The 12493-nt window shown below is 74.2% G+C and carries 13 protein-coding genes; 5 read left to right on the top strand and 8 right to left on the bottom strand.

The window, feature by feature from the left end; genetic code table 11:
* Positions 1 to 15: 15 nt before the first annotated feature.
* Entirely contained in the window at positions 16 to 561 is a 546-nt protein-coding gene (locus tag FXF52_RS03185; protein WP_148793732.1) for a DoxX family protein, read from the bottom strand.
* Between the two features lie 146 nt (positions 562 to 707).
* Between FXF52_RS03185 and FXF52_RS03180 the strand changes: the two genes are divergently transcribed.
* The gene (locus FXF52_RS03180) at positions 708 to 1253 is read left to right on the top strand and encodes a GNAT family N-acetyltransferase (protein ID WP_148793731.1); all 546 of its coding nucleotides are present in this window, start codon (positions 708 to 710) and stop codon (positions 1251 to 1253) included.
* A 9-nt stretch (positions 1254 to 1262) separates the two neighbouring features.
* On the opposite strand, the gene FXF52_RS03175 is transcribed toward FXF52_RS03180, so the two are convergent.
* Positions 1263 to 2498 carry an ATP-binding protein gene (locus FXF52_RS03175; RefSeq protein ID WP_148793730.1) on the bottom strand — a complete coding sequence of 412 codons (1236 nt, stop codon included), beginning with the start codon at positions 2496 to 2498 and terminating at the stop codon, positions 1263 to 1265.
* A gap of 182 nt (positions 2499 to 2680) precedes the next feature.
* Positions 2681 to 3517, bottom strand: coding sequence for a flagellar basal body protein FliL (locus FXF52_RS43970; RefSeq protein ID WP_148793729.1), 837 nt, complete (start codon positions 3515 to 3517; stop codon positions 2681 to 2683).
* Between the two features lie 87 nt (positions 3518 to 3604).
* On the opposite strand from FXF52_RS43970, the gene FXF52_RS03165 reads away from it, so the two are divergent.
* Genes FXF52_RS03165 through FXF52_RS42835 form a run of 3 tightly spaced genes read left to right on the top strand, consistent with a single transcriptional unit; the run spans position 3605 to position 5213 of the window.
* Positions 3605 to 4615: an EamA family transporter gene (locus FXF52_RS03165; protein WP_148793728.1), complete on the top strand. Its 1011-nt coding sequence runs from the start codon at positions 3605 to 3607 to the stop codon at positions 4613 to 4615.
* An 11-nt stretch (positions 4616 to 4626) separates the two neighbouring features.
* Positions 4627 to 4938 carry a hypothetical protein gene (locus tag FXF52_RS42840; protein ID WP_255471714.1) on the top strand — a complete coding sequence of 104 codons (312 nt, stop codon included), beginning with the start codon at positions 4627 to 4629 and terminating at the stop codon, positions 4936 to 4938.
* Positions 4939 to 4955: 17 nt separating this feature from the next.
* Positions 4956 to 5213, top strand: coding sequence for a prepilin peptidase (locus FXF52_RS42835; protein WP_255471713.1), 258 nt, complete (start codon positions 4956 to 4958; stop codon positions 5211 to 5213).
* Positions 5214 to 5483: 270 nt separating this feature from the next.
* On the opposite strand, the gene FXF52_RS03155 is transcribed toward FXF52_RS42835, so the two are convergent.
* The 5 genes from FXF52_RS03155 to FXF52_RS03135 form a co-directional block, all read right to left on the bottom strand.
* Positions 5484 to 8681, bottom strand: coding sequence for a UvrD-helicase domain-containing protein (locus tag FXF52_RS03155; protein ID WP_148793727.1), 3198 nt, complete (start codon positions 8679 to 8681; stop codon positions 5484 to 5486).
* Positions 8682 to 8775: 94 nt separating this feature from the next.
* Positions 8776 to 10062 carry a metallophosphoesterase gene (locus tag FXF52_RS03150; protein WP_148793726.1) on the bottom strand — a complete coding sequence of 429 codons (1287 nt, stop codon included), beginning with the start codon at positions 10060 to 10062 and terminating at the stop codon, positions 8776 to 8778.
* Between the two features lie 11 nt (positions 10063 to 10073).
* Positions 10074 to 10319 carry a MoaD/ThiS family protein gene (locus FXF52_RS03145; RefSeq protein WP_148793725.1) on the bottom strand — a complete coding sequence of 82 codons (246 nt, stop codon included), beginning with the start codon at positions 10317 to 10319 and terminating at the stop codon, positions 10074 to 10076.
* Between the two features lie 2 nt (positions 10320 to 10321).
* Positions 10322 to 11335, bottom strand: coding sequence for a GTP 3',8-cyclase MoaA (gene moaA / locus FXF52_RS03140; RefSeq protein ID WP_148793724.1), 1014 nt, complete (start codon positions 11333 to 11335; stop codon positions 10322 to 10324).
* Entirely contained in the window at positions 11332 to 12246 is a 915-nt protein-coding gene (locus FXF52_RS03135) for a fructosamine kinase family protein (protein ID WP_148793723.1), read from the bottom strand. Before FXF52_RS03135 ends, moaA begins: the two co-directional genes overlap by 4 nt.
* Positions 12247 to 12409: 163 nt before the next feature.
* On the opposite strand from FXF52_RS03135, the gene FXF52_RS42400 reads away from it, so the two are divergent.
* The coding region (locus tag FXF52_RS42400; protein ID WP_222870425.1) for a DUF4192 domain-containing protein at positions 12410 to 12493 on the top strand (84 nt) is incomplete at its 3' end.

Genomic DNA, 12493 nt, shown 5'->3' with positions numbered 1-12493 from the left:
CCGTATTGGTGCAGGTCAGCCCGGTAGTCGCCGGGCGGAGGCCGCCGAGCGTACGGCGATCTTGGCCTCTCGGCGGGCGGTCCGGACGGCGCGCTGCACCGAGCGGCGCGAGTGCCCGATCCGGTGACCGGCCCGCCAGCGCAGTCCGGGCTTGCCCTCGGTGTCCGCGGCGGCGAGGAGCAGCCCGCCGAACAGGCCGAGGTTTTTCAGGAAGTGGATCTGGTTGTTGTTGCGCGCCATCGGGTCGTCGTTGCTCCAGAAGGGATGGCCGGCGATGGTGGTCGGCACCAGGGTGCCGGCGAGGACGAGCGCGACGGGCCGGGTGAACCTGCCGGTCGCCAGCATCAGCCCGCCGACGAGTTGGGTGGCCGAGTTGGCCCGGATCAGCGTCTCGGTGTCGGTTGGGATGCGCGGGTGCAGGTTCTGGATCAGCGGGGCGACCCGGTCGGTGACCGGTTTCGCGGCGGTGGCCAGCCGGCCCGGGTTCTGCAGGTTGCGAGCGCCGCTGACCACGAAGATGCCGCTCAACATGACACGGGCGAGGGAGCGCACGGGCTTCATGAATCAGTCATACCCCGTCGAGCTGGTCGCCACCCCTGCAACACTCGAAAGGGATCGGCCGACATGGACGTCCGGCCGGGCCGGTCGCCGGGCCGATTTCAGCGACCGTCGCTGATGGACCGCGATCGGACGGTAAGGTCGCGCGGGTGACGACCCTGCGACTCCGACCCGAGAATCCGGCGGACGAGGCACCGGTCGCCCGGGTGCTGGCGACCGCCTTCGCCCGCCCCGACGTGGCCACCCCGCCCGAGGTGGGGCTGGTCGACGAGCTCCGGCACAGCGACGCCTGGATCCCGGAGCTGGCCATGGTCGCCGAGTACGGCGGCGAGGTCGTCGGCTACGCGCTGCTCACCCGGGTGCGGGTGCGCACCGACGACCACACGTACCCGGCCCTGGCGCTCGGACCGGTGGCGGTCGCGCCCAACCGGCAGCGGATCGGACACGGTACGGCGGTGGTGCAGGCGGCCCTGGACGCCGCGACCGAACTGGGCGAACGGCTGGTGGTGGTGCTGGGCGACCCGGCGTTCTACCGCCGTTTCGGGTTCGGTCGGGCGGACCGGATGGGCCTGACCAGCCCCTGGTCCGGCCTCGGGGAGCCGTGGCAGGCGTTGCTGCTGCCCCCGTCCACCACCGACGAGCCCCCGCCACCGGGGGGTGAGGTGCTCTTCCCGCCGCCCTGGGCGAAGGTGTGAGCCGGGCGGTCAGGCCGGCTGGGTGCGCAGGTAGCGGCCGAAGTGGGGAACGGTGAAGGCGACCGTGCCGCGCTCGCCGGAGTAGATCAGCCCCTTCTTGATCAGGGCGTCCCGGGCGGGCGACAGGCTGGCCGGCTTGCGGCCCAGCGCCCGGGCGATCTCCGCGGTGGGCACCGCCGCGTCCATGTCGTCCCGGCCGTTGTCCTCCCCTTCCACCAGGGAGAGCGTCGCCATCGCCCGCATGTACTCGCGCTCGGCGGGGGTGGCCCGCTCAAACCGGGAACCGAAGAAGCCGACGGCCAGCTCGGCCTCCGCCTCGGGCGCGGCGACCCGGACGTCGGCGGCGGTGATCGGCGAGCGGGGCGCGTGGTCCCAGGTGGCCTTCCCGTACGCCTGCACGAAGTAGGGGTAGCCGCCCGACTTCTCGTAGAGCAGGTCGAGGGCCTTCGGCTCGTACTCGACCTCCTCCCGCTCGGCCGGCGCGCAGAGCGCCTGGTCGGCGGCAATCCGGTCCAGCCGGTCGATGCGCTGATAGCGGAAGAGCCGCTCGGAGTAGGACTTCGCCGCGCTCAGCACGGCCGGCAGGTGCGGCAGCCCGGCGCCGACGACGATCAGTGGCGCGCCGAGCTGGGACAGCTCGTGGCAGGCGGCGCAGAGCGCGGAGACATCCTCCGCACCGAGGTCCTGCATCTCGTCGATGAAGATCGCGACGCCGGTGCCCACGTCGGTGGCGACCGCCGCGGCGTCGCTGAGCAGCTCGACCAGGTCGATCTCGATGTCCCCGGAGTCGGCCCGGCCACTGGTGGCCGGCACGTCGATGCCCGGCTGCCAGCGGTCGCGCAGCTTCGGCGCGGCACCGCCGCGTCCGGTGGGCACGGCGCGCTGGGCGAACGCCTTGAGTACGCCGAGGAAGGCGTCGATCCGGTCCGGGGCGCGGTGCCGGGGCGCCAGCTCGCGGACTGCCATGTGCAGCGCGGCGGCGATCGGCCGGCGCAGCGACTGGTCGGGCCGGGCCTCGATCTTGCCGGTGCCCCAGAGGTGGTTGATCGCCTGCGAGCGGAGGGTGTTCAGCAGGACCGTCTTGCCGACCCCGCGCAGCCCGGTGAGCATCAGGCTGCGTTCCGGCCGGCCCCGGGCGATCCGTTCCAGCACCACGTCGAAGACGTCCAGCTCGCGCCCCCGACCGGCGAGTTCGGGCGGGCGCTGGCCGGCGCCGGGGGCGTACGGGTTGCGGACCGGATCCACGAATCGCACAGTATCGGGCCGTCTAGCTGCGAGGCTAGACATCCGTAGATGGGGCTACCGGCGTGTCGGGCTCCTCGACAGAAAACTAGGGCTGTCTAGCCTCCACGCTAGACAGCCCTAGTTTTGGTTACCGTCGCCGGGCCGCCGCTCCGCGCCCAGCGGGGGGTGGCCGGCGGCGGTGGTCAGCGGCGCTTGAGGCAGAGCACGAAGTCGAGCGTGTCCAACTCGCTGTCGAAGAAGTACCAGTCGGTGTAGCCCTCGACCTTGGCGCACTTCGCCTCGGCGTCCTTCTTGCCGGTGGTCTCACCGTCGAAGCGGCGCAACACCTGGTAGGTGTTCGCGCCGCACTCGCTGATCACCAGCTTCGGCTGCCGCCCGTTCCCGCCCTCGTTGCTGACGCACTGGCCCGCCTTGACGAAGCGCGAGTCGGTCGAGGAGGCCGGGGCCGGTGCGGTGGTCGGCGGATCGGCGGGGCCGCCCCCCGCCGTCGGGTCGGCTGCCGCCGAGGCGGACGTCCCGGAGTGGTTCACCGGCTCGTCCCGGCCGAGGACCCAGTACGCCCCGGCGCCGCCGAGCACCAGCACCGCCAGCACGACCAGCACCGCGACCAGCCGTCCCTTGCCGCGCTTCGGCGGGGTCGGCTCGGCGTACGGCGGCTGCCCGGCGTAGGGGGTCGGCTCGATGTACGGCGGCTGCCCGGCGTACGTCGGCTGCTCGGCGTAGGGGGTCGGCTCGGCGTACCGCGGCTCGGCGTAGGGCGGCCGGCCGGCGTGCCGCGGCTCGGCGTAGCCGGGCTCGGCGGGCGGGTGTCCCTGGTACCCCGGCGCGCCGGCCGGCTGCCCGGTGTCCCAGCCCGTCGTCGGCTCGTACCGCTGGGCGGGCGGCTCGCCCCACCCGCCGGGCTGAGGGGCGTAGCCGGGGTCATAGCGCGGGTCGGCCGCCGGGGCGTAGCCGTCGTCCGGTCGGCGTCGGTCCCACGGATCGGGGGAGCCGCCACCCGGTGGTCCGAAGTTCGACATGCCACGTCCTCCTGGTTACGCCAGTGGTGAGAGGCCGGCCACCAACGGGGGACGCCGACGCCGTGGTCACCGTAGCGTGGTCCACCGATGAGCTCACGCCCCACAGGTGCGACGTCGACCGTCGACCACGCCACCACCACCGCGACCACCGCCACCCGTCCCGCCCTGGTCTGGACCGCGCTGGTCCTTGTCTACGTGCTCTGGGGTTCGACCTACCTGGGCATCCGGGTCGCGGTCGAGTCGCTGCCGCCACTCGCTTCCGCCGCGATGCGGTTCGCCGCCGCCGCGGCGGTGCTCGCCCTGGTGCTCCGACTCCGCCGCGGGCCGGGCGCGCTCCGCGTCGACCGGCGCCAGCTCGGGTCCGCCGCCCTGGTCGGGGTGCTGCTGCTCGCCTGCGGCAACGGCCTCGTGGGCCTCGCCGAGTCCGGCCCGGCCGGAGTGGCACCGCTGCCCTCCGGCATCGCCGCGCTGCTGGTGGCCACCGTCCCGCTGCTGGTCGTGCTGCTGCGTACGCTCGGCGGCGACCGGCCCCGGCCGTGGACCTTCGTCGGGGTGGCCGTCGGCTTCGTCGGTCTCGTCCTGCTCGTCCTCCCGACCGGTGGGCCGGGAGGCGTACCGGTGGTCGGCGCGCTCATCATCGTCGCTGGGGCCATCTGCTGGTCGGTCGGCTCCTACCTCTCCGGGCGCATCCGGATGCCCGCCGAGCCGTTCGTCGCCACCGTCTACGAGATGGTCGCCGGCGCGGCGGCGCTCACCGTGCTCGCCACCCTCCGGGGCGAGCTGCACGGCTTCTCCCCCGCCCAGGTGACCGGCCGCTCCTGGGCGGCGCTGGCGTACCTGATGGTGGCCGGCTCGCTGGTCGCCTTCACCGCGTACGTCTGGCTGCTGCACCACGCCCCGATCTCCCTCGTCGCCACCTACGCGTACGTGAACCCGGTGGTCGCGGTGGCGCTCGGCGCGCTGTTCGCCGCCGAACCGGTCACCACCCAGGTGTTGCTCGGCGGCGCGGTGATCGTCGTCGGGGTGGCCGTGGTGGTGAGCACCGAGCGTCCCCGCCGGCGGGTCGACGGGGCAGCCCCGGAGCCGGTCCGCCGGTAACATCCCGGCGCGTGTCCGCCGGGCTGGTGACGGGTGTCGTGCTCCTCGGCGCGCTCGCCGGCTGGGCGGCCGTCCCGCTCGCCCGCCGCTTCACCGCGCCGGGCGTCACCGTCGCCACCGTGGGCCGCGCACACCCGGTGGCCGCCGCCGGCCCGCCGGCGCTGGCCCAGTCCGATGCCGCCCACCGGCCCGGAGCGGACGGTGACCGGGACATCCGCCCTCGACCGGTCGGGCGGCTCGGGATGACTCTGACGGGCATGGCGGTGTTCGGCGGGTTGGCCGTCGCGCACGGCGCGAGCCGGCGCTGCCCGCGTTCCTGCTGATCGCGGCGGTCGGCCTGGTGCTGGCCCGGGTGGATCTGGCCTGCCTGCGGCTGCCCGATCCGCTGGTTGGCGCGGCGGCGCTCGGCGGCGGGCTCGGCCTGGTCGGGGCGGCGCTGGCGGCCGACGCCCCGGGTCGCCTGCTGGCGGCGCTGGTCGGCGCGGCCGTCTTGTTCGCCGGCTACGTGCTGCTGGCACTGCTGCCCGGAGCGCGGCTCGGGTTCGGCGACGTCAAGCTCGCCGCCGCGCTCGGCCTGCCGCTCGGCTGGCTGGGCTGACCGACCCTGGGCCTCGGGCTGCTCCTGCCGCACCTGCTCAACGGCGTGGTGGTGCTCGCCCTGCTGGCCGCCCGCCGGGTACGCCGGGACACCGCCCTCCCGTTCGGCCCGGCGATCCTGGCCGGCACCTGGCTCGCGGTGCTGCTCGCCTGAGCGCTGCACGGGCGGTCCGCGCCGTGCTGCCCGCCCGAGCGCTGCACAAGCGGGCCCGCGCCGCCGGCTGTTGAGCAGGGCCCTGCTGAGCCTCAGGCGGTTGAGCAGGGCCCTGCTTCAGATCAGGCGGAGCTGCCGGTCCTTGGGGCGGCGGGGTTCCGCCTCACCGAACCGTTCGAAGAGCCCTGGGTCGATCACGTCGAGGAACGGCGACGGTCGGCAGTCGCGTTCCGATCCGTGCCGGGTACGCCGGGCAGCATGGCTGACGTACAGCCGGTCCTGCGCCCGGGTGAGCCCGACGAAGAAGAGCCGGCGCTCCTCGGCGATCGCGTCGTCGTCCGGCTCCGACCCCGGCCAGCGCAGCGGCAGCAGCCCGTCCTCCGCGCCGACCAGGAAGACCACCGGGAACTCCAGGCCCTTGGCCGCGTGCAGGGTGAGCAGAGTGACCGCCTCGGCGCGCGGATCCAGGGCGTCCACCTCCGCCCCGGTTGCGAGATGGGAGAGGAAGAGCCCGAGGTCGTCGCCGCACCGCCGGGCCAGCGGGGTGAGCAGGTCCACCGCGGTGCGGACGTCCTCGGGGCGTACCGAGCCGGCACCGTCGAGCGTCGGCACGGCGAAGCGCTCCGCGAGGATCTGCCCGGCCAGCCGGACCCGGGCGGTCAACGAGCCGTCCAGCCCGGCGTGCCGCAGCTCGCGGGCGATCGCCGTCACCCCGGGCCGGTCGCGGAGCCGGTCGTGCGAGCGCTTCTGCACCGGGATGTTGGCCCGGGCCAGGGCGTCCACGATCGGCGCGGCCTGCGCGTCGGTGCGGTAGAGCACGGCGATGTCAGAGAACGCCAGCGAGGTGGACCGGCCGTCGATCCGGCCCGAGTCGAGCGAGCGGTGGGACAGGCCGCCGACCAACTCGTCGATGGTGCGTACCACGAAATCGGCCTCGTCGGCGACGGAGGCCGCGGCGTAGCGGCCGACCAGCGGGGCCTCCGGGTCGAGCCGGGCCGGGTCGAGGCGGCGGCCGCGGACCAGCGACGACGGCGCGATGGCCTGTACCGCGGCGGCCAGGATCGGTGCTGACGAGCGGTAGTTGCGGTTCAGCCGGACCAGCCGGGCGTCGGTGAAGTCCTGGGAGAAGCGCAGGAAGTAGCCGACGTCCGCGCCCCGGAACGAGTAGATCGCCTGGTCGGGGTCGCCGATCGCGCAGAGGTTGCCGTCGGCGGGGCTGAGCAGCCGCAGCAGCTCGTACTGGACGGCGTCGACGTCCTGGTACTCGTCGACGAAGATCCACTTCCAGCGCTCGCGGTACTCGCGCACCAGCTTCTTGTCCGCCTTCAGCAGCGCCACCGGCAGGGTGAGCAGCTCATCCAGGTCGACGAGGTCCCGCTTGCGCAGCAGCGCGGTGTACCGGCCGTCGTCGTCACCCGCCTCGGCCCGGGCCGCCGCGCGGTCCGCGTCGTCGGCGATGCGGAAGTCGGCCGGCAGCCCGGCGGCCGCGGCGTTCTCCCGCAGGATGGTCAGCCCCAGCGAGTGGAACGTGCCGACCGTGATGTCCTCGGCCACCGGGCCGAGCAGCCCGTCCAGGCGGTGCCGCAGCTCCTCGGCCGCCCGCCGGGTGAAGGTGATCGCCAGGCACTGCTCCGGAAAGACGTTCAGTTCCGCGCAGAGGTACGCGATCCGGTGGGTCAGCGTCCGGGTCTTGCCGGTGCCCGGACCGGCCACGATGAGCAGCGGGCCGCCCGGCGCCGAGGCCGCCACCCGCTGCATCGCGTCGAGCCGGTCCAGCAGGCCGGTGCCCACCTCCTCCATGCCGGCCAGCATCGGCTCGAACGGCTCGTGCGGGGAGGGCGCCGGCGCGATCGGCGGCGGCGGTGGGGGGCCGGGCTTCCGCTTCGGCTCCGTCCGGGCCGCCGCCGGGCGCTTCGCCTTCGACTTCGGCGCCAGCTCCGCGGGCTTCCGCGGCGCGGGTACGGGTACGGGTACGTCGAAGAGGGTGTCCTGGCCGCTCGCCCCGCTCGTGGTGCCCAGTTCGGCCGGGTCGAACAGGGTGATCACCCCGTACTCGCCGTCGTAGCCCGGGACCCGACGCACCTCGCCGCGGCGGAGCCGGCCGATGCCCTCGGCGAGCAGTTCGCCGCCGACCCGGCCGATCTCGTCCAGCGGGCTGGTGGTCAGGATCTCCAGCTCCGGGCCGAGCGCGGCGGCCAGTTCGTTGAGCTTTCCCTCGACCTTCTTCGAGCGGGCGCCCACCTTGTTGATCTCGCCGAGGATCTCGGCCAGCGGCACCAGGTGCGTCACCTCGCGGGCGTGCGCCGGCCGGTGCCCCTCGGGCCGGTCGGCCAGCTCCTCCACCCGGCTGAGTACGCCCACCGTCAGCGGCTTGCCGCACTCCGGGCACCGCCCGCCGGCCTCCCGGGTCCGCTCGGGCGACCAGTTCACCCCGCACAGCCGGTGCCCGTCGGCGTGGTACTTGCCCTCCTCGGGGAAGAACTCGATGGTGCCGGCGAGCCCGTCCCCGGTGCGCAGCGCCTCCCTGATCGCGAAGTAGTCGCGGGCGGAGTTGAAGACGGTGGCCTCGCGGGCCAGCGCCGGCGGCGAGTGCGCGTCCGAGTTGGACACGAGCCGGTAGCGGTCCAGGCTGCCGACCCGCCAGTTCATCTCCGGGTCGGAGGAGAGGCCGGTCTCCACGGCGAAGACGTGCTCGGCCAGGTCGGCGTAGCAGTCGGCGATCGCGTCGAAGCCGGACTTCGAGCCGAGCGCGGAGAACCAGGGCGTCCAGATGTGCGCCGGCACCAGGTAGCCGTCCGGGCTGGCCTCCAGCGTGATCTCCAGCAGGTCCCGGGAGTCCAGGCCGAGGATCGGCCGGCCGTCCGACCCGAGGTTGCCGATTCGCCCCAGCGCGGCGTTGAACCGGGCCACCGCGTCCAGGTCCGGCAGGTAGATCAGGTGGTGCACCTTCCGGGTCCGGTCGTCCCGCTTGTAGATCGTGGAGATCTCCACGCTGAGCATGAACCGGACCGGGTCCGCCTCCGCCGCGCTGGCCAGCCGCGGCGGCAGCCGCCGGGCGATGTCCCGCTCCGCCTCCGGGCTGAGCCGGTACAGGCCGGGCTCGGCCGGATGCAGCGTCTCGCGCAGGTGGTCGTACCAGGCGGGATGGGTGAAGTCGCCGGTGCCGAGTACGCCGATGCCCTTGCGCCGGGCCCACCAGCCCAGGTTCGGCAGGGTCAGGTCCCGGCTGCACGCGCGCGAGTACTTCGAGTGGATGTGCAGATCCGCGACGAACGGCGGGAGGCCACCGGGGGGTGCGGCGCTGAACGGAGGCACGCCGCATCCTGCCACGAGTGGTCCGCGGCCCGCCCGCCGCCACGCGTACGGGTGACCTGAGCAATCCGATGCGGGACCCGGCGGCCCGGTCGCGCTATGCGGCGCGGAGTTCGACGAGGGTCACCTGCGGCGGCGCGCCGACCCGGACCGGCGGGCCCCAGAATCCGGCCCCGTTGGTCACGTAGACCTTCGTGCCGTCCACCTCGCCGAGGCCGGAGACCACCGGCTGCTGGAGCTTCACCAGCAGGTTGAACGGCGCCATCTGCCCACCGTGGGTGTGCCCGGAGAGCTGGAGGTCGACGCCGTACTTCGCCGCCTCGTAGGCGGCCACCGGCTGGTGGGCCAGCAGCACCACCGGGCGGCTCGGGTCCCGGTCGCCGAGTGCGGCGGCGTAGTCGGCGGGGGCGGCCAGCCCGGTGCCGGCGGCGGTGACGTCGTTCACCCCGGCCAGGTCGAGTACGCCACCCCGGGCCCGGATCTCCTGCCGCGCGTTCTGCAGCACCCGCAGGCCCAGCCGGTCCACCTCCTGGACCCACTCCTCGACGCCGGAGTAGTACTCGTGGTTGCCGGTGACGAAGAAGCTGCCGTGCCGGGACCGCAGGTCGCGCAACGGTTCCGCCGCCGCGCCCAACTCGGCCACCGAGCCGTCGACCAGATCACCGACCACCGCCACCAGGTCGGCGTCGAGCCGGTTGATCATGGCGACGATCCGCTCGGTGTGCGACCGGCCGCGCAGCGGCCCCAGGTGGATGTCGGAGACGGTGGCGATCCGCAGCCCGTCCATGCTCCGGGGGAGCTTGGCCAACTGGATCTGCACCCGGTCCAGCCGGGGCGGTCCCATCGCGGTGCGGACGCCGTACCCGGTGATGCCGGCGGCGGTGAGCCCGGCGAAGATCGCGGCGCCCCGGGCGAGCAGCAGCCGCCGGGACGGGTCGTGATCCGGCTGCCCGACCGCCACGGCGGCCGGCGGGGCGGCGGCCGGCCCGGCCGGGTCCGGGACCGGCGGCTCGGCGGTACCAAGGTCGGCGGCCCCGACGAGGGCCGGCTCCGGCGCGGCCGTGGTGGGCTCGGCGAGCGCCGCCCGGCGGCGCAGCACGAGCTTCGCCACGGCCATCGGCACTTCCAGCACCAGCAGCAGCACCAGCAGGTAGAACATCAGGGCGACCCAGACGAAGCCGGGCCAGGAGAGGAAGCGGATGGCGGCCCGGTTGGCGCCCATCGTGGCCGGGATCAGCAGGCCGAGCGCCAGAACGGCCCACCCGCCGATCCTCCGCCAGCGCCCCGGGACGGTGGTGTCCAGCACCAGCCGCTTCCACAGGTAGAGATGGATCAGGACGATGACGACCAGCGCGAAGCCGATGAGCGTCACCAGCGCCAACAACTGAGCCTCCCTCAGCCGCCGGCGAACGGCGGCAGCACGTCGACCGTCACCCCGGCCGGCAGCGGTGCCTGACGATCATGGCAGGCCACGCCGTCGACCAGAAAGCTGGCCGCCTTCAGCACGTCGGCCAGCCGTTCGCCGTGCCGCGCCGTCAGCTCGTCCACGAGCTCGTCCAGGGACCGGCCGGCGAGGACGGCCTCCTCGGACCGGCCGGCGGCGGCGCGCGCGCCGGCGAAGTAGCGGACGGTGAGTTCCAAGGTCAGCCTCCGATCGCCGACATCGGACGGGCGGGCTGCAGGAAGGTCGGGTCGTCAATGCCGTGCCCGGCCCGCTTGCCCCACATCGCGGTGCGCCAGCGGTGGGCCAGCTCGGCGTCGTCCGCCCCGGCGCGCAGCGCACCGCGCAGGTCGGACTCCTCGGTGGCGAAGAGGCAGGCGCGGACCTGGCCGTCGGCGGTGAGCCGGGTCCGGTCGCAGGCGCCGCAGAACGGCCGCGTCACGCTGGCGATCACCCCGACCCGGGCCGGTCCGCCGTCCACCAGCCAGGTCTCGGCCGGAGCCGCGCCCCGCTCGTCCGGATCGGCGGTCAGCGCGAACTCGGCGCGCAGGGCGGCCAGGATCTCGTCGGCGGTGACCATGCGGCTGCGGTCCCAGCCGTGCTGGGCGTCCAACGGCATCTGCTCGATGAACCGCAGCTCGTAGCCGTGGGCCAGGGCGAACCGGAGCAGCGCGGGGGCCTCGTCGTCGTTGATTCCGCGCATCAGCACCGCGTTGACCTTCACCGGGGTCAGCCCGGCGGCAGCCGCGCCGGCCAGCCCGGCCAGCACGTCGCCGAGCCGGTCCCGCCGGGTCAGCTCGGCGAACCGGGCCCGGTCCACCGTGTCCAGCGAGACGTTGACCCGGTCCAGGCCGGCGGCGCGCAGGGTGGACGCGAGGCGGTCCAGGCCGATGCCGTTGGTGGTGAGCGAGATCCGGGGCCGGGGCTGCAACGCGGCCACCGCCGACACGATGCCGACCAGGCCCGGCCGGATCAGTGGCTCGCCGCCGGTGAAGCGCACCTCGGTGACGCCGAGCCGGTGCACCGCGACGCGAATCAGCCGGACGATCTCGTCGTCGGTGAGCAGCTGCGGCCCGGACAGCCAGGGCAGGCCCTCGGCCGGCATGCAGTACGTGCAGCGCAGATTGCACTTGTCGGTCAGCGAGACGCGCAGGTCCCGGGCGACCCGGCCGTACCGGTCGACGAGGACGCCGTCAGTCGTCGGGGCGGCGGTCACCTGTCGACCGTAGCGCGCCCGGCGCCCCCCAGTGCGGAGTGGGCGGCGGAGACCACCGCATCCCGATACGCCGCGCCGAACAGGGCGGTGTGCACCAGCAGCAGGTGAAGCTGGTGCAGCGGCCTCCGTTCCGGCCAGCCGTCGGCCAGTGGCCACGCCTCCTGGTAGGCCGCCACGATCCGGTCCAGGTGTGGCGGACCGCCGAAGAGCGCCAGCTGCGCCAGGTCGGTCTCCCGGTGGCCGCCGTGTGCCGCCGGGTCGACCAGCCAGACTCGGTCGTCCGCCCCCCAGAGCAGGTTGCCGGGCCAGAGGTCGCCGTGGATCCGGGCCGGTGGCTCGTCGCCGCCGAATTCGCCGATCCGCCCGATCAGTTCCTCGACCAGGCTGGCGTCTGCGCCGGTGAGCGCGCCCCCGTCGACCGACATCTTCAGGTACGGCAGCAACCGGCGGCGGGCGAACCACCCCGACCACGGGCCGGGGTCCGGGGTGTTGTCCTGCGGCAGCGTGCCGATGAAGCCGGGCCACTCGGCGCCGAACTCGGGTGCCCCGGCCCGGTGCAGCCCGGCCAACTCGCGGCCGAATTGCTCGGCCGCCTCCGGCGTCGGCTCGCCGGGCTCGACCCAGTCGAGCGCCAGCAGCTCCGGCAGCGCCACCACCACCTCGGGTACGGCGACCGTGCCTGGCTCGTGCAGCCAGCGCAACCCGGCCGCCTCGGTGGCGAAGAAGTCCTCCGGCACCGGGCGGGTGGCCTGTTCCGGCCAGGTCTTCGCGAAGACCGAGTGCCCGTCGTCGAGGGTGAGTCGGGACGCGGCGCAGCTGTCCCCGCCGGAGACCGGCGTCTCCCGGATCCGCTGGTGGGTCAGGAAGGTCGGCAGGTGCTCCGGGTGTGCCCGCAGGTACGCCAGGTCCATGAGCGCAAGGTAGCCGGTCCGGCCGGTCGCCGTGGGGTGGTAGCCCGTCCGGACGCATGCCTATCGGTGCCTACCTGCACCGATACTCTGCGTGTCTGTGGATAACCCGCGTGTCGTCCACAGGGACTGTCGCGCCGGCACCCGGCCGCCGCACGCTCCCGGCATGACTCCCACCGAGCCCCCGCGACTCGCCGTCCGCTCACCCGCCGACCTGATCGCCGCCGTGCCGTACCTGCTCGGCTTCCAT

The sequence above is a fragment of the Micromonospora sp. MP36 genome (assembly GCF_008119785.1).
Taxonomy (GTDB): domain Bacteria; phylum Actinomycetota; class Actinomycetes; order Mycobacteriales; family Micromonosporaceae; genus Micromonospora.
This window is presented reverse-complemented; position numbering and strand designations above follow the sequence as displayed.